Origin of the sequence: Streptomyces flaveolus (assembly GCF_000716535.1) — a bacterium.
Lineage (GTDB): Bacteria > Actinomycetota > Actinomycetes > Streptomycetales > Streptomycetaceae > Streptomyces > Streptomyces flaveolus_A.
The window spans coordinates 119,181-134,413 of record NZ_JNWV01000025.1 but is presented as its reverse complement, the minus strand read 5'-3'; the positions used below and the strand labels follow the sequence as shown (position 1 = coordinate 134,413).

Below are 15,233 nucleotides of genomic sequence, written 5' to 3'. Positions count from 1 at the left end.
AGCTCCTAGGCGGTGCGGGTGGACGTCCTGCCGCTCGGCCGGGGCCGCGAGCGGGACGGGAGGATGAGCCGCTGCAGGGCGGACAGCGCGAGGTCGAGGACGACGGCGAGGACGGCGACCAGCACCGCCCCGCCGAGCACCTGCACGAGGTCGCGCTGGGCGAGGCCGTCGAAGACGTAACGGCCCAGGCCGCCGAAGCTCACGTAGGCGGCGATGGTGGCCGTCGCGACGACCTGGATCAGCGCCAGCCGCAGCCCGGTCATGATCAGCGGGGCGGCCAGCGGAATCTCGACCTGGAGGAGCACCTGGTGGCCGCGCATGCCCTGGCCGCGCGCCGCGTCCCGGACGTCCGGGTCGACGGCGGCCATGCCGGCGTAGGTGTTCGTGACGATCGCCGGCACGGCCAGCGCGACGAGCGCGACGTACACCGGCCACATGGACAGCCCACTGGCCAGGAAGACCAGCACGACCAGGCCGACGGTGGGCAGCGCGCGGCCGAAGGACGCGAGGTTGACAGCGAGGAACGCGCCCTTGCCGGTGTGCCCGATGAGCAGGCCGAGCGGGAGGCCGATGGCGGCGGCGACCAGCGTGGCGACGAGCGAGTACTGGACGTGCTCGGCGAGACGGTGCGCGATGCCGTCCGGCCCCGCCCACTGGGCGCCGCTGAACAGCCACTTCACGAGGTTCTGCAGGAGTTCGTACATCAGGCTCGCCGCCTCGTCCACGGGGTCAGCAGGTACTGGAGGGCCACGAGCAGCGCGTCCGCCACGACGGCCAGCAGCAGGGTCAGGGCCACGCCGACGACGACCGGGGTCGGGAAGTTGCGCTGGAACCCGTCGGTGAAGAGCTGGCCGAGGCCGCCGTCGCCGATGTACGTGGCCACGGAGACCAGCGAGATCGACATGACGGTCGCGATCCGCACGCCGGCGAGGACGACCGGGAGGGCCAGCGGGAGTTCGACGGTGAGCAGCGTCCGCAGCGGACGGGTGCCCATGGCCCGCGCGGCCTCCTTCACCCGGGCCGGTACGGCGTCCAGGCCCTCGACCGTGTTCCGCAGCAGGACCACCAGCGTGTAGATCGTCAGGCCCACCACCGTGGTCGTACGGGTCAGGCCGGAGACCGGGAGCAGCAGCACGAAGACCGCGATGGACGGGATCGTGAACAGGACGTTGGACATGCCCAGCAGGACACCGCGCAGGGCGCGCACCCGGTGGGCCAGCACGGCCAGGGGGAGGGAGATCACCAGGCCGAAGAAGACGGCGGAGAGGGCGGCCTGGAGATGGGAGAGGGAGAGCGCGGCCAGGTCGCTCGCGTGGTCGGCGATCCACGCACGGTCGATCGTCATGCCGCCACCCTCGCCGCGGAGTGGGTGCGGCTGGCATGGCGGTGGATGTCGTCGTGCGAGGTCACCCCGGTCACCGCGCCGTCCGCGCCCACCCGTACGACGAGGCCGTTGGGGGAGGCGACGGACTCGTCGAGGGCGGCCAGCAGGGAGTCGGTGTCGCGCAGCGGCCGTACCGGCACCCGCTCCTCACCGTTGCGCCACACGACGGGCCGGCCGGCCTCGTCCGGCACGAGTTCCCACGGGCCACCTTCGGGAACCGGACTCTGCGCCACGTCGGCGAGGGTCTCCAGCGACAACAGCTTCAGGCCGCGCTCGGATCCGAGGAAGCTCGCGACGAACTCGTCGGCCGGGCGGGCGAGGAGTTCGCCGGGCGGGGCGCACTGCACCAGGTGGCCGCCGGAACGGAACACGGCGATGCGGTCACCGAGCCGGACCGCCTCGTCGATGTCATGGGTGACGAAGACGATGGTCTTGCTCAATTCCCGTTGCAGTCGTAGAAGTTCGTCCTGAAGCTGGGTCCGCACGACAGGGTCGACCGCGCCGAACGGCTCGTCCATGAGCAGGACCGGCGGATCGGCGGCGAGCGCGCGGGCGACGCCGACGCGCTGCTGCTGTCCGCCGGAGAGCTGGTGCGGGTAGCGCTTCCCGGTCTCGGCGGCCAGGCCGACCGTCTCCAGCAGCTCGGCCGCACGGGCACGTGCCTTGCGGCGGCCCCAGCCGAGCAGCAGCGGCACCGTGGCGATGTTGTCGAGGATGGTGCGGTGCGGGAAGAGGCCGCCCTGCTGGATGACGTAACCGATGGAGCGCCGCAACTCGGCGGCGTCCTGGTCGCGGACGTCACGGCCGCCGACGAGGATCCTCCCGGAGGTCGGCTCGATCATCCGGTTGATCATGCGAAGCGTCGTCGTCTTGCCGCAACCGGAAGACCCGACGAGCACGGTGACGCCACCGTCCGGGATCTCCAGGCTGAGATCGTGCACGGCGGTGGAGCCGTTCGGGAAACGCTTGTGGACCGACCTGAATTGGATCATGTGATGGCCCCTTGCCTGGGCTGCATAGTGTCATGCAGAGTTCTCGGTGCCTGAATAAGTTGTCAATGGTCTGGCGGGAATCGCTCGCGGTGAATGACCAACAGGCAAGAAGAACTGTCCGATTCAGGGAGGGTTTGCGCTCTATGTCGACTCGGATAGTGGATGGTGTGGCGGAAGCCGAAGCACCGTCCGCGCCTGCCAAGCCCGACGCCCTCGTCCTCGACGGCTCCACGCTCGGCGTCGACGAGGTCGGGAAACTCGCGGACGGCCTGGTGCGCCCGCTCCCGGACGCCCGGGCGATGGAGCGCGTGACGGCCTCGTGGGAGGCCGCGCGGCGGATCGCCGCGCAGGGCCGCGTCTACGGACGCTCCACCGGAGTCGGCGCCAACCGGAACCAGACGGTGCCCACCGGCGCCGCCGCGGAACACGGGCTGCGGCTGCTGCGCAGCCACGCCGGCGCCATCGGCGAGGAACTTCCCGCCCGTCAGGTCCGCGCCATGCTGGCGGTGCGGGCCAACCAACTCCTGGCGGGCGGGGCGGGGCTGCGTCCGGGCGTCGTCACCGCCCTGTGCGAAGCGCTGTCGACCGGCGCCCGTCCGGCCGTCAACGAGTTCGGCTCCGTCGGCACGGGAGACATCGCCGCCCTCGCGCAGGTCGGTCTCACCCTGGCCGGGGAGCGGCCGTGGCACGAGCGGCCCGGCCCCGCCCCGCTCGCGCTGGACAACAACGACGCCCTCGCCCTCATCAGCAGCAACGCCCTGACCCTCGGTCAGTCCGCCCTCGCCCTCGCCGAACTGCGCGGACTCCTCGCCGCCACCCAGGCCGTCGCGGCCCTCTCCCTGCTCGCCGTCGACGGCTCCCACGAGGCCTACGCCGCCCCGGTCCACGCCGCGCGCCCGCACCGCGGCAGCGTACGGGTCGCCCAGGTCATGCGGGAGTTGATCGGGGCGGCGGACCGGCCCGCCCCGCCCGCCGGCCGGATCCAGGACCCCTACGGCTTCCGGTGCCTGCCACAGATCCACGGACCCGCGCTCGAGGCGACGGACGCGCTGGAGGACGTCCTCACCGTCGAGATCAACGCCGCCGCCGAGAACCCCCTGATCGCCCCCGACGACATGGCCGCCTACCATCACGGCGGCTTCTACCAGGCCCAACTCGCCATCGCGCTCGACCACTTCCGGCTGGCCCTGATGCAGGTGGCCCGGCTGTCCACCTCACGGCTCGCCGCGCTCAACGAGCCGGCCTGCACCGGGCTGAGGCCCTTCCTCGCCGACGGCGAGCCCGCCTCCTCCGGCGTGATGATCCTCGAGTACGCGGCCGGAGCGGCGCTCGGTGACCTGCGGTCGTTCTGCGCGCCCGCCTCGCTCGGGCACGCCGTGCTCTCCCGTGGCGTCGAGGAACAGGCGAGTTTCGCCTCGCTCGCCGCGCGCCAGGCGCTGCGAGCGTGTGGCGCGTACCGGCTCGTCGTCGCCTGTGAACTCGTCGCGGCCGTACGCGCGTTGCGGCAGCGCGGCCTGCGTCCCCCCGCGCGGCTGCCGGTCGGCCGCGTCTTCGCGCTCGCCACGGAGAGCCTCGACGCGGACGACACCGACCGCCCCCTCACCGACGATGTCACGACCGCCGGCGCGCTCTTGGAACGGCTGGCGGAGGCGGTACCTGATCGGGGTTCGCGGTACGGGGACGCGCGGTGACTCCTGCCGCCGACCTGGGTGCGGTGATCCGTACCGCCGACACCGCTGCCGCCGGCCCTGGCGCGTCTCGCCGGGACCCCTCGACCGGGCCCGAGGGGCGCGGTCAGGTGGCCGAGGATTGCAGGCCAAGCCCGGTGAGGTAGGAGGTGAGGACGCGGTTCAGGCGGGGTTCCACCTCGACGACGGCATGGCCCAGCCGGGGGTCCGTCGCGTACAGCTCCCGCAGGCGCGGCCCCGGGCTGGCCATCTGCCACAGCGCTCCCGCGAGGCTGGTCGCCGTGGCGATCGTGTCGACGGCCTGCTGCTCGGTCAGCCCGAGCAGCCGGTGCAGCTCACCGCCGATCCGCTCGACCTCCCCGAGCGTCACCAGCTTGAAGGACCGCACCGACTCGGCCGACACGTTCCGTTCCAGGTTCAGGGGCGCCTGGGCGAGCAGGTCGCAGAACATGGGGCGGGCCGCGAGGGTGCGGGCGATGACCTCGGCGATCTCGGCGGGCGTGGCGTGCGGCCGGCCCGCGAGGTCGCCGCACAACTCGGCGGACCACTGCCGCCACTCCTCCGCGGTCAGCTCGAGGAAGATCTGCTCCCTCGTCTCGAAGTAGCGCAGCAACGCCGACTTGTGCATGCCCACGGCCGCCGCGATGTCGGTGAGGGTGACGTCCCTCACACCACTCCGGCGACCGAGCGCGCGGGCCGCGTCCAGGATGGCCCGTTCCCTGGCCTGTTTGGCCTCGGCGCTGCGCGCACGCTGAAAGGCAAGCTCACTCATGGAGGACATCATAGGAGCAGATAGTGAAACGGGGTTGCCTTAATTAAGAGAACGGTGTTGTATTAAAGGCATGACTCAACAGCACCCGCAGGTCTGGTTCATCACCGGTTCGTCGCGCGGTTTCGGCCACGCCCTGGTCGCCGCCGCCCTGGAGGCCGGCCATCACGTCGTGGCCACCGCCCGCCGCCCCGAGGCGCTCGCGGAGGCGTTCGGCGAGTACGGCGACCGCGTCCTCCCCGTCGCCCTGGACGTCACCAGCCCCGACGCGGCCCGCGCGGCCGTCGACGCGGCGGTCGAACGCTTCGGACGCATCGACGTGCTCGTCAACAACGCGGGCTACGCGAACGTGTCGCCCATCGAGACGGCGGACGACGACGACTTCCGCGCCCAGTTCGAGACGAACTTCTGGGGCGTCTACAACGTCACGAAGGCCGCGCTCCCCACCCTGCGCCGGCAGGGGGCGGGCACCGTCGTGCAGTTCTCCTCGATCGGGGGCCGGGTCGGCGGCTCGCCGGGCATCGCCTCCTACCAGGCGGCCAAGTTCGCGGTCGACGGCTTCAGCCGCGTGCTGGCCAGGGAGACCGCACCGTTCGGCGTGCGGGTCATGGTGGTCGAGCCGAGCGGCTTCGCCACCGACTGGGCCGGCTCCTCCATGACGGTCCACGACATCCCCGAGGCCTACGACGCGACCGTGGGCGAGATGAACCGGCGGGTGCGGCAGAGCACGGACGGCGCGGCCGGGGACCCCCGCCGCGCGGCCGAGATCATCGTGCGGACCGTGGGGCGCGAGCAGATCCCCAGCCACCTCCCCCTCGGCGTGAACGCCGTGACCATGGCGCTGGACTACTCCCGCCGCCAGGTCGCGGAGGCGACCGCCTGGGAGAAGGTGAGCAGGTCGGCGGACTTCCGCGAGCCCTACCCCGTGGAGCTCCCGCCCGAGCCGCGTCCCTGACGTCCCGTCCCTGACCTCCCGTTCCAGACTTGCCGTCCCCGACCTCCGTCCGGCCCTCGGCCAGGCGTGACGGCTCCTGCCGCGTGTGCCGGTTGCGGCCGGGTTCATCGGGTACTCACGCGAGGTGAGGAGGCATCGGCACGGCGCGGACACGAGGAAGGCGGCCCTCTCGTGACGCGGCTCGGCGGCGCCGGGGAGGACCAGGTGAACGTGGGTGACGGCGTGGTGGCGGCCGCCCTGGGGATGGGCGACGCCGTGGAGCTTCTGGCGGCCCTGTGGTCGTCGGCGGCCCAGGACGGTGAGTTACACCTGTCGCCCCATCAGTTACGGGCGCTCCGGGCGCTGGAGACGGCGCCGGGTCTGAACCTCACCGCCCTCGCGGAGCGGCTGGACATCGGGCTCCCCACGGCCAGTCGGCTGTGCGACCGGCTGGAGGCGGCCGGTCTGCTGGAGCGCTCGCCGCGTCCACGCGACCGGCGCGAGGTGCGGCTGGAGCTCACGGCGCAAGCGCGGCGCGTCCTCGGAGACGTGGCGCGACGCCGGGCGCTGGCACTGGCTACCGCGCTCGGACGCATGGAGCCGGATGACCGGGCGGCGCTGAGGCAGGGCCTGCGGGCCCTGCGGGCGGTGCTGGACGGGGCAGCGCCGGTGCCGGGCGGCGAGGCGGAGTGACCGGCCCGGGGCCCGCCGACGGCGTCGTCGCTCGCGGCCCGGGCCCCCGCGCGTCAGCGTCCGTGCCAGTCCAGGCACACCACCAGGGCGTCGTCGTCCGGGGCGGGCCGGCCGCGGTGGCCGGACAGTTCCCGCAGGACGGCGCGCGGCACGTCGGCGGCGGGCAGCAGGCGGGTCGACTGGATCGCCCGTGCCAGCGCGGCGTCCCCGTATGCCTCGCCCTGGGGGTCGGCGACGGCGTAGACACCGTCGCTGACGAAGACCAGGCGGTCGCCCGGCCGCACCTGGAACTCCTGGGCCACGTAGTCGGTCTCCTCGAACATGCCGAGCGGCAGCTGGGCGTCGAAGGCGACGCGCTCCACGGTCCTGCCCCGCAGGCGCAGCATCTGCGGGGACCCGGCGTCCACCACCGTCACGCGTCCGGTGGCGAGCTCGAAGTCGAACATCAGCACCGACAGGTAGCAGCGACCACGGTAGTGGGCGTAGACCGCCTGATCGGCCAGAGCCGCCTGGTCCGCGAGGGAGAGACCGGCCCGCCGGGCGTTGCGCAGGGCGTTGATGGCCAGGTTCGTGAGCAGGGAGGCCTCTATGCCTTCGCCCATCCCGTTGGTGACGTACAGCATGAGGTGGTCGGCGGTCGCGGACCAGTCGAAGTTGTCACCGAAGATCGTGTACGCGGGCTCCAGCTGGGCGCCCAGCTCGTACTCGGGGCGGGCGCACGAACAGCCCGGCAGCAGCTGCCACTGCATCTCGGCGGCCAGGGTCAGCCGGTCCTTGCGGCGAGCCCGCAGATACAGGTCGGTGTCGCGCCCGGCGACGACCACCTCATGGGCGAGTACTTCCGCGATCTCGGCCAGCTCCGCGAGCCCCTCAGAGGTGAGTCCGCCCTCCGCCAGCGTCACCGACAACACGCCGAGCCGGTCGCCGCGCACGGTCACCGGCAGATGCACGCGCAGCAGCCCCTCCCGCTCCGGCTCGACGAACGGCTCCTGGGCGCCGAACGCGCGGCCGGCCGCACTGGCGTGGACCGCGAGCGGTTCGGTCGAGTGCGGCGGCACGGGAACCGGCTGCAGCACCGTCATCCCGTAGTCCGCCATGAACAACTCGACGGACCGGGCCGCGTACTCCTCGGCGAGCACACGGTGCACGGCGTCGAGCAACTCGTGCGGTGCCGCCGTCCGCAGGGCGCGTTCAGCGGCCACAAATCTGTTCACGATGGGAAGAACACCAATCCTTGGTCGGACCTCGGTCGCACGCGGCACCCGATTCGTCCGCGTCGGTCGTGCGGGGCATCTGTCGTCGGCCTGCGTCCCTAGTAGGCTGCCAACCGTCCCGAAGCCTGCGAGAGTGTGACAGTGACCGCCTTCCGACACCTGCCACAGCCCGACGAGGTCGCCCGTGTGACCTCCACGGCCGGTGAGCTACTGGAAGTGCTCTGGGGCCGGGCCTCCACCGCGCCCGCCTCCGCGTCCCAGTTGCGCGTGCTGCTCATCCTCGAGCACCACGAGGGCATCAACCTGCGCACCCTCGCCGACTCCCTGGCCTCCACCCCGCCGTCCACCAGTCGGCTGTGCGACCGGTTGCAGGCCGCCGGTTTCGTCGACCGCGTGGTCAGCGCCGCCGACCGGCGGGAGGTGCGGCTGCACCTGAGCAGCCGGGGGCGTGCCTTCCTCGACGACCTGCGGGCCCGCAGGGAGAGGGAACTACAGGAAGTCCTGACGCTGATGCCCGCAGTCAAACGGGCCGCCCTGCTCGAAGGGCTGGAGGCTTTCTGCGCCGCTGCGGCCACGCAGATACACGAAGACGCCGAGGGGTCCGGCAGCCGGACCGCCTGATGCGCCGGGCGCGGTGCCCGGCCGTTCGGCGCCATGGGGCGACGGCGGCTGGGACAGGCAGCGGCCCGCGTCCACCGGAACATCACAGATCCTTCCCCATGCCCGTCCGACACGGTTACTTTGTTGCCTCATGGCTATAGTTGTCAAACGACAACTGCCGCTTCCGGTTTCTCTCCCGTCCACGGTTACCCCGAACGCCGCCGAGCGTGTCCGAACCTCGGCGCGAACGGCTCACATGCCATGCGCTGCCCGGCGAAAACGCGCCGGAGCCGTGGCGCCCCACCGCACCGGCCGAACCCGGCGCCGACGCCACCGGATATCGTTGGGCGGCACGGGGCATGTCTGGACCTTCGGCGGGTAGACGTGGGCCCATGAACGGGGGAACGCGCATGGACCCGGTCACGTCGGGGCCCGGTGGTGACGGTGTGACCGGTCCCGAACCGATGAACGAGATCGTCCCGCTGGACGGTGGTGGCGCCTGCATCGCCGAGGCACGTCGGCACGCGGCCGACTTCCTGGCCCGGGTGCAGCGCGAGTACGGGCTGCCGGTGTCGGCGCGGGCGATGGATCTGACCCGGCTGGTGGTCAGCGAGCTCGTCACCAACGCCCGCAAGTACGCGCCGGGTCCGGTGCTGCTGGAACTACGCCTCGTCGGCGGTCTCGTCGAGGTCGTCGTGTGGGACGGCGATCCGGCGCTGCCGATGGCACGGCCGGCCGATCCGGGCCGCGTCGGGCAGCACGGACTGGAGATCGTGATGGCGGTCGTCCAGGGCTTCGAGGTGCAGAGGGAGCCCGTCGGCAAGCGCGTCACCGCCCGTATCGCCCTGGCCGACGACCCGGACGACACCCTCTCCGGCCGCTCCCCCCGCTAGCCTCACGTGGCCTCGTCCGCGCGCAGGGCCCTGGCGCGGGAATCGGTGAAGGTGAAGTGATCCCGGGTGCCGGTGAGGTAGAACAGCCGCTCGACCGTCGGGTGGAGGGGGCCCAGCAGGACCAGGGTCCGGCTCGTGTCCTGGTGGCGGCGCCAGGCGTCGAGGAGGGCGTTCAGCAGTCCGCTGTCGGCGAAGGTGACCTGGGAGAGGTCCACCAGGGTCACGGGCCGCGCCGAGTCGTCGGCCTCGGCCCAGGCGGCCTGCAGCAGATCGCTCTCCTCGTAATCGATCTCGCCGCGCACCGTGATCTCGAAGACTCGGTCATGGCAGGTCAGCCTCACGGTAGCCCTGCGTTCCCACTGCATCGCGTCGTCCCCGTGCACCGTCGGTCGGTGGCCCGCGCGACTCGGTGCCGCCGGGCCTTGCGTGATTCTCCTACCCAGCCCCGATCATAAGTTGCCTATCGACAAGTATTCGTCGGGGAAAGAGAACGCCCGGTCAGGGCGGCGGTGCCACACCGGAGCAGGCGCAGCGAGCGGGGAAGTCGCGCAGTTGGTGGCTCAGAACGCCGAGTGCGGCGACCACGGAGCGGGCCGGCACGCCCCGCGCCTCGAGGACGCGGGCGGTCCGGTCCAGGAACGTGGTGAACAGCGCCGGGCCGTCGACGTACAGGGCGGTGGCCAGGAAGTCCACGATGTGGGAGAGGTCCTCCGCGGTCCGCTCGCGCTGCTCGTCACCGTAGGCGCGCAGGGGCGGGAACCGGTCCTCCAGGCCTGTCAGGGTCTGCCTGACGAGAGGGACGCGGGACCGGGTGACGAACGTGTACTTCTGGTCGGTCAGATGGGGCAGATCGTCCACGACCTGCCGGACCGCCGCCGGGTCCGGCGCGGGCAGGCCCTCGTCGAGTACGGCCGCCGCGGCGCGGGCGTCGGGCGCCCACGCGTCGGCGCCCAGTGCGTGGGCGTGGCGCCCGTCCGGTCCGAAGGCCCGGCCACCCGCCATGACGGGGACGCCCATGGCCCGGCAGGCGGTGACGGCGGCGTGCGCCGCGGGCAGGCGCGTGGGCAGGGTGGCGGACAGCAGCACGGCCTCGGACCCGGTGTTGTGCAGGTGCGACACGAGATGCCGGGTCGGCGTGTGGGCGCCGAGGTAGTCCACGCGCCAGCCCCGCAGGCGCAGCACCTCGGCGACCAGACGCGTCGGCAGGGCATGCCACTCGCCGTCGGCACAGCCGACCGTGACGCGTCCCCGGGGCGTTTCGCCCGAACCGGTCCTACGGTGCCCGTAGTGGGCGAGGCCGCTGATCACCCGTTCGTTGAGCGCGGTCGCGGCGTGCTCCTGCGCCACGGTGAGGCGGTCGGCAGCCCACTCCGCGCCCACCCTCTCCTGAACCGCGGCGATCACGTCCTGCAGCAGCGTCTCCTCGTCGACCCCGTCGGCCCGGGCACGGCGGACGACGTCGACCGCCGTGTACTCGTCGCCGTGGACCACGGCCTGCCACAACGCGTCCACGAGGCGCACGTCGTCGCCGGGGGAGCGGTCACGGGTTCCTCCCGCGGGCCGTGGAGCGGGGGCGGCCCTGACCTTCCGCCGTCGTCCGGTCCACCGCGCGTGGCGCGCCGATGGCCACGGTGGCGATGTCGTCGTGGCTGCCCGGACCGAGCCACTGGGCGGTCAGTATCTGGATCCGCTCGACCACAGCCTCGGCCGGCAGCCCCGCGCACTGCGCGAGGGCCAGCTTGAGCCGGTGCTCGCCGAACAGTTCGTCCCCCAGCGGACCGCCCCGGGCCTCGGTGACGCCGTCGGTGTAGAGCAGACAGGTCTCGCCGGGGCGCAGGGTCGCCCGGGCGGTGGCGGCGGTGACCTTCGGGAGGGCGCCGATGAGTGATCCGCGCGTGGCGGCCTCCTCGACGGTGCCGTCGGCACGGACGATCAGCGGGGGGAGGTGTCCCGCGCTGGTGAGCCGCAGCTCCACCTCGCTGCCGCGCCGGCGGACGGAGGCCAGGACCAGGGTGGCGAACCGGGTGTGGGGGGAGGACAGCAACGCCCTGTTGAGCAGGGTCAGCAGGCGTGCGTGGTCGGTGGCCAGCGGCAGCAGCGCGTGCAGCGTGTTGCGGATCTTGCCGGTCAGCACCGCCGCGTCCAGGCCCTTGCCCGCCACGTCGCCGAGCGCCACCAGACTCTCCTCGGCGGGGTCCGCGCCGGGATGGACGTCGTAGAAGTCGCCCCCGATGTGTTCGTTGTCCCGCGCCGGGCGGTAGGCGCCCGCGTACTCCACCCCGTGCACGCTCTCCAGCCGCGGTGGCAGCAGTTCCCGCATCAGCGTGGCGGTGATCGAGGATTGCTCCGTGTACAGACGGGCGGCCGACAGCGCGGCCCCGGCCCGGGCCGCGAAGAGCCGGGCGAAGAGTTCGTCGTCGTCGCTGAAGGCCTGTTCACCGCTGGAGCGAAGGAGGACCAGCGCGCCGGCGGACACACCGTGCCCGGGCAGCGGGGCGACGATGACAGAGCCCACCGGTTCGCGGAAGCCCGCCGGACGCGACCAGCCGGGCAGGCGGGCCGGGTCGATCCAGCGCGCCGGTACCGGCGGGAACCCTTGCAGGGCCTCGGCCAGGCCGGGGACGTCGCACACATCGACCGACGCGGTGACCCGGGTCACCGGCCCGCCACGGAAGGCGTACGTGAGCGGGTGCCGGCGGCCCAGCGGCGGGGCGACGAGCACGGCCGCCTCGGCGAGGTGATCGGTGGCCATGCGGGCCGTGGCCTCCATGCACCACGTCACGTTCAGCGTCGACAACAACTGGCTGGAGACATCGGCCAGGAGGGCGGCGCGTCGGCGTGTCCCGGCCAGCGCGGCCTCCGCCAGCCGGCGGTCGGTGTCGTCGACGAGCCACCACACCACGTCGCCCTCGTCCGTCGGGGTCGGGTGCGCCTCGAAGAACCGGTCCGCGACGGCGCCGGCCGACCGGCCCGCGGCACCGGGCGTCCCGTCCGTGAACCGTCCGTGGGCCTCCGCGAGCCAGGACGGCACGGTGTCGCGGAGCTTGTCCCCGCGGACGGCGTCGCACCACAACAGCCGGGCCGCGCCGTTGAGTTCGACCAGGCCGCCGTCCCGGTCGGCGACGAGCACCGGGTACGGGGCATGCGCCCAGGCCGCACCGGGGCCGGCCGCGACGCAGCGGGGATCGACGGGGGAGCCGCTGGAACCGTACACACGCGGGGGCGCGTCCGGGACGCGCCCCACCACCTCTCTGCGACGGAAAACAGATGTCTTATGGCAACAGTCCCGCATGACGCCCGAGGGCGCAAGCGCCCCTCGCCGTTCCCGGTTGACGCGGCCCGGGACTCCGAAGAGGGCACCACCCGGGACGGGCAAGGCCCCTGCGGCCACGCCGACGCGGTCGCTCAGGCTCCCGGGGAGCTCGCCGGGCGTGAAGGAGCGCGGCGGGGGAACCCGGGCGTGTCACGAATGGATCGGAGGACGGCCATGACGGGACACACCGACGAGCCCGCCGACCGGTTCGCCCGGGCCCGCGACGAGGAGGAGCCCGGAGCGCACTCGGGCAGCGAGAGCCAGGCCCGCGACCGGACGATTCCGGGTACGGCCAGTGCCAAGGAGGGCTACCAGCCCGAGGAGGGCACAGCCGCCGGCGAACCCCTGCGGGGCGTGGGCGGCGAGGAGCGGCCGGGGGAGCGCCGACAGGGAGACGAGGAGACCGGTTCCGGCCGGTAGGGCTCACCGGGCCGGACGGCAGGGTCTCACCCGGCGGGGCCGCCCACGGCGGCGGCCCCGCTGTGCTCACCACCGACGTCCCCCTCGTCCCTGCCGTCCGCACCCGGACGCCGTACGACGAGACTGCTCACCTCGAAGCTCATCTCGGTGGTGTCGGCCTCGGGCGGCGGATGGTAACGCCCGGCGCTCACCGAGAGATTGACGATCAGATAGGCGTGCCAGGCGCGGCCCACGCCCCGCCCGTCCGAGAACACCCGCGCGCCGTTCAGCCACCAGACCACCGAACGGCGCCCGAAGTCGGTGCGCAGGTCCACCCAGGCGCCGGGGCGGACGGCGTCGTCGTGCACATAGCGGTCGGCGCCGCGCACGTGGTTGGTGAGTTCCAGCAGGTCCGGGTGGTCCGGGTGGTACTCGAAGACGTCGATCTCCTGGTCGCCGTCCCGCCAGGTCCAGATGGCCGGCCAGGCGCCGATCTCCAGGGGCAGCCGTACGCGGGCCTCCAGCACGTCACCCGGCCGGACCGTGAACCCCTCCTCGCTGCCCTCGGTGGTCAGCAGTCCGGTGTTCCATCTGCCGTCCGGCCGGCGGGTGGCCCGGAAGACCCCGGAGCGGCTGTGGTCGGCGTCGGGCACCAGGTAGTCCAGTTTGTCGTCGTCCGGATTGACCGGGCCGCCGTCCGGATAGGCCCACGAGCGACCCGCGACCCACTGTGTCTCCGAAGCGAAGTCCGCCGTGAACACGACGTCGGATCCGGTCGGGCGGCGCGGAGCCGGTAGCCGGCCGCCCGGTGCGAGTTCCTCCATGCCCGATGTCTCACCGGCGGTCGCCCGGTTATGCGCCCGGGCCCCGATCCGGCGCCGAGATTGAGCCGTCCGGGTGAACGGCGGGCGGCTCAGCGCAGACTGGCGCCCTGGGCGCGCAGCTCCCGCTGGACCGCGCTCACCGAGACGTCCCGCGGCTGCCGGCCCTGGGTCGCCGCCAGGGCCGCGCACACGCCCGCCGCCTGTCCGGTGGCCATGGAGATCGGCATGACGCGGTAGGAGGAGTGGGCCACGTGGTCCCCGGAGATGCAGCGGCCCGCGACCAGAACCCGGTCCACCCCCCGGGGGAAGAGGCAGCGCAGCGGGATGTCGTACGACTCCCCGCGCGGCAGCCGTCTCAGCGTGGTGCCGCGGCCGCTCGGGTTGTGGATGTCCACCGGGTAGGCACCGCGCGCGATCGCGTCCTGGAAGGTGCGGGCCGTGAGCACGTCGTCGCCCGTGAGCTGGTACTCGCCCACGATCCGGCGCGTCTCCCGCACGCCGACGTGGACGCCGCTCTGCACGACGTAGGAGTCCGCGAAGCCCGGCACCCGCTCGCGCAGGAAGCGGGCGATCTGCGCCATCTGCCGGTGCGCCGTGAACTCCGCCCGGGTCAGGTCCCACACGCTGGTGCCGAGGACTTCGGTGATGCGGGTCGAGTTCACCGCCACCTCACCGGCGTTGGGGGTGGCGAAGAAGAGCACGTCCTCGCGGGGCAGGTCCAGCTCCCCGGCGTCCGTGGCGGCGCGGACCAGGTCCCACAGCCCGTGCACGCCCCGCCACTGGTCCGGGTGGGCGCGGGTGTAGGCCGTGAAGTCGTCGTGGTCGAAGCGGACCATGCGGAACATCAGCGACATGGGCTGCGTCCAGCCGTCCTCCGGCCGGCCGATCTCGTACGCGGCCCCCGCCGCCGCGGCGATGTCCCCGTCCCCGGTGCAGTCGACGATGACGTCGGCGTCCATGACGAGGGGCCCGGACTTCGTCTCGAACACCGCACGCGCCCGGTCCGGCAGGCTGAGGACGTCGGAGGCGAAGGCGTGCAGGAGCGTACGGACCTCGTGCATCTCCAGCAGCTCGTACACCACCAGCTTGAACAGCTCCGGATCGAAGGGCACGGTGTAGCCGGTCTCCAGTGAGGGCCGGATCGCCGCTCCCGCGCGCACCAGGTGGTCGAGCAGCACCCACAGCACCCCGCCGACGACCGGCTCGCCCTCGCCGTGATCGGGCGGCAGCAGGCGGGTGGTGTCGCCGGCCACGGCCTGCTTGACCTCGTTGTGGAAACTCATCAGGGGCATCACCAGCGCCGCCGTGGCGTTGCCGCCGAGGAACCCGTAGCGCTCCACGAGGACCACCTCGGCGCCCGCGTTGGCGGCACCGAGGGCCGCGCCGATGCCGGCCGGGCCGCCGCCGATCACCAGTACCTGCGTCGACCCCGCGTGCAGAGCCTTGCGCGGCGGAAGCTCCACCGTGCGGGGAACGCGCGGCGGCATCAGGTAGGACACGTCTCACTCCCCTCGGAGAACCGGTGGCCGT

At 72.8% G+C, this 15,233-nt stretch carries 16 protein-coding genes; 6 read left to right on the top strand and 10 right to left on the bottom strand.

All coding sequences use genetic code 11. The features are described 5' to 3' along the window. Positions 1 to 5: 5 nt before the first annotated feature. The 3 genes from OO52_RS26890 to OO52_RS26880 are packed head-to-tail and all read right to left on the bottom strand — an operon-like array spanning position 6 to position 2,376. Positions 6 to 704 (bottom strand): ABC transporter permease, encoded by a 699-nt coding sequence (locus OO52_RS26890; protein ID WP_037629446.1) that lies wholly within the window; start codon positions 702 to 704, stop codon positions 6 to 8. Continuing rightward, the gene (locus OO52_RS26885) at positions 704 to 1,345 is read right to left on the bottom strand and encodes an ABC transporter permease (protein ID WP_030646728.1); all 642 of its coding nucleotides are present in this window, start codon (positions 1,343 to 1,345) and stop codon (positions 704 to 706) included. Before OO52_RS26885 ends, OO52_RS26890 begins: the two co-directional genes overlap by 1 nt. Next, entirely contained in the window at positions 1,342 to 2,376 is a 1,035-nt protein-coding gene (locus OO52_RS26880) for an ABC transporter ATP-binding protein (protein ID WP_030646726.1), read from the bottom strand. The genes OO52_RS26885 and OO52_RS26880 overlap by 4 nt, the downstream gene beginning before the upstream one ends. Before the next feature lie 143 nt (positions 2,377 to 2,519). Here OO52_RS26880 and OO52_RS26875 point away from each other — a divergent pair, with 143 nt between their 5' ends. Further along, on the top strand, positions 2,520 to 4,067 hold the full coding sequence (locus OO52_RS26875) for an aromatic amino acid ammonia-lyase (protein ID WP_030646724.1): 1,548 nt from the start codon (positions 2,520 to 2,522) through the stop codon (positions 4,065 to 4,067). Between the two features lie 103 nt (positions 4,068 to 4,170). Here the strand turns inward: OO52_RS26875 and OO52_RS26870 are convergent, their stop codons facing one another. Further along, positions 4,171 to 4,836 (bottom strand): TetR/AcrR family transcriptional regulator, encoded by a 666-nt coding sequence (locus OO52_RS26870; protein ID WP_030646722.1) that lies wholly within the window; start codon positions 4,834 to 4,836, stop codon positions 4,171 to 4,173. Between the two features lie 70 nt (positions 4,837 to 4,906). Between OO52_RS26870 and OO52_RS26865 the strand changes: the two genes are divergently transcribed. Both OO52_RS26865 and OO52_RS26860 read left to right on the top strand, forming a co-directional pair. Continuing rightward, complete coding sequence (locus tag OO52_RS26865) at positions 4,907 to 5,788, top strand: SDR family NAD(P)-dependent oxidoreductase (RefSeq protein WP_030646720.1); 882 nt, start codon at positions 4,907 to 4,909, stop codon at positions 5,786 to 5,788. Between the two features lie 171 nt (positions 5,789 to 5,959). Continuing rightward, entirely contained in the window at positions 5,960 to 6,460 is a 501-nt protein-coding gene (locus OO52_RS26860; protein WP_030646718.1) for a MarR family winged helix-turn-helix transcriptional regulator, read from the top strand. A 53-nt stretch (positions 6,461 to 6,513) separates the two neighbouring features. Here the strand turns inward: OO52_RS26860 and OO52_RS26855 are convergent, their stop codons facing one another. Then, positions 6,514 to 7,674 (bottom strand): PP2C family protein-serine/threonine phosphatase, encoded by a 1,161-nt coding sequence (locus OO52_RS26855; RefSeq protein WP_030646715.1) that lies wholly within the window; start codon positions 7,672 to 7,674, stop codon positions 6,514 to 6,516. 186 nt (positions 7,675 to 7,860) lie between these two features. On the opposite strand from OO52_RS26855, the gene OO52_RS26850 reads away from it, so the two are divergent. Together OO52_RS26850 and OO52_RS26845 are read left to right on the top strand one after the other, a co-directional pair. After that, positions 7,861 to 8,295 (top strand): MarR family transcriptional regulator, encoded by a 435-nt coding sequence (locus tag OO52_RS26850; protein WP_037629443.1) that lies wholly within the window; start codon positions 7,861 to 7,863, stop codon positions 8,293 to 8,295. A 389-nt stretch (positions 8,296 to 8,684) separates the two neighbouring features. Next, positions 8,685 to 9,167, top strand: coding sequence for an ATP-binding protein (locus OO52_RS26845; protein WP_030646711.1), 483 nt, complete (start codon positions 8,685 to 8,687; stop codon positions 9,165 to 9,167). Positions 9,168 to 9,169: 2 nt separating this feature from the next. Here the strand turns inward: OO52_RS26845 and OO52_RS26840 are convergent, their stop codons facing one another. From OO52_RS26840 to OO52_RS26830, 3 genes are all read right to left on the bottom strand, one after another. Then, on the bottom strand, positions 9,170 to 9,550 hold the full coding sequence (locus tag OO52_RS26840) for an STAS domain-containing protein (RefSeq protein ID WP_234337939.1): 381 nt from the start codon (positions 9,548 to 9,550) through the stop codon (positions 9,170 to 9,172). Positions 9,551 to 9,665: 115 nt separating this feature from the next. Next, positions 9,666 to 10,679 (bottom strand): cobalamin B12-binding domain-containing protein, encoded by a 1,014-nt coding sequence (locus OO52_RS26835; RefSeq protein WP_078877005.1) that lies wholly within the window; start codon positions 10,677 to 10,679, stop codon positions 9,666 to 9,668. A 28-nt stretch (positions 10,680 to 10,707) separates the two neighbouring features. Further along, positions 10,708 to 12,297 carry a PP2C family protein-serine/threonine phosphatase gene (locus OO52_RS26830; protein WP_030646707.1) on the bottom strand — a complete coding sequence of 530 codons (1,590 nt, stop codon included), beginning with the start codon at positions 12,295 to 12,297 and terminating at the stop codon, positions 10,708 to 10,710. Positions 12,298 to 12,654: 357 nt separating this feature from the next. Between OO52_RS26830 and OO52_RS26825 the strand changes: the two genes are divergently transcribed. Next, positions 12,655 to 12,900 (top strand): hypothetical protein, encoded by a 246-nt coding sequence (locus OO52_RS26825; RefSeq protein WP_030646705.1) that lies wholly within the window; start codon positions 12,655 to 12,657, stop codon positions 12,898 to 12,900. Between the two features lie 26 nt (positions 12,901 to 12,926). On the opposite strand, the gene OO52_RS26820 is transcribed toward OO52_RS26825, so the two are convergent. Together OO52_RS26820 and OO52_RS26815 are read right to left on the bottom strand one after the other, a co-directional pair. Next, entirely contained in the window at positions 12,927 to 13,703 is a 777-nt protein-coding gene (locus OO52_RS26820) for a family 16 glycosylhydrolase (RefSeq protein WP_030646703.1), read from the bottom strand. Positions 13,704 to 13,792: 89 nt separating this feature from the next. Further along, entirely contained in the window at positions 13,793 to 15,202 is a 1,410-nt protein-coding gene (locus tag OO52_RS26815; protein ID WP_374101805.1) for an FAD-dependent oxidoreductase, read from the bottom strand. Positions 15,203 to 15,233 lie beyond the last annotated feature (31 nt).

Excerpts from the sequence above, each read along its gene's own strand:
- OO52_RS26890 (WP_037629446.1), bottom strand. The coding sequence starts at position 704 with ATGTACGAACTCCTGCAGAACCTCGTGAAGTGGCTGTTCAGCGGCGCC.
- OO52_RS26885 (WP_030646728.1), bottom strand. The coding sequence starts at position 1,345 with ATGACGATCGACCGTGCGTGGATCGCCGACCACGCGAGCGACCTGGCC.
- OO52_RS26880 (WP_030646726.1), bottom strand. The coding sequence starts at position 2,376 with ATGATCCAATTCAGGTCGGTCCACAAGCGTTTCCCGAACGGCTCCACC.
- OO52_RS26875 (WP_030646724.1), top strand. The coding sequence starts at position 2,520 with ATGTCGACTCGGATAGTGGATGGTGTGGCGGAAGCCGAAGCACCGTCC.
- OO52_RS26870 (WP_030646722.1), bottom strand. The coding sequence starts at position 4,836 with ATGAGTGAGCTTGCCTTTCAGCGTGCGCGCAGCGCCGAGGCCAAACAG.
- OO52_RS26865 (WP_030646720.1), top strand. The coding sequence starts at position 4,907 with ATGACTCAACAGCACCCGCAGGTCTGGTTCATCACCGGTTCGTCGCGC.
- OO52_RS26845 (WP_030646711.1), top strand. The coding sequence starts at position 8,685 with ATGGACCCGGTCACGTCGGGGCCCGGTGGTGACGGTGTGACCGGTCCC.
- OO52_RS26825 (WP_030646705.1), top strand. The coding sequence starts at position 12,655 with ATGACGGGACACACCGACGAGCCCGCCGACCGGTTCGCCCGGGCCCGC.
- OO52_RS26820 (WP_030646703.1), bottom strand. The coding sequence starts at position 13,703 with ATGGAGGAACTCGCACCGGGCGGCCGGCTACCGGCTCCGCGCCGCCCG.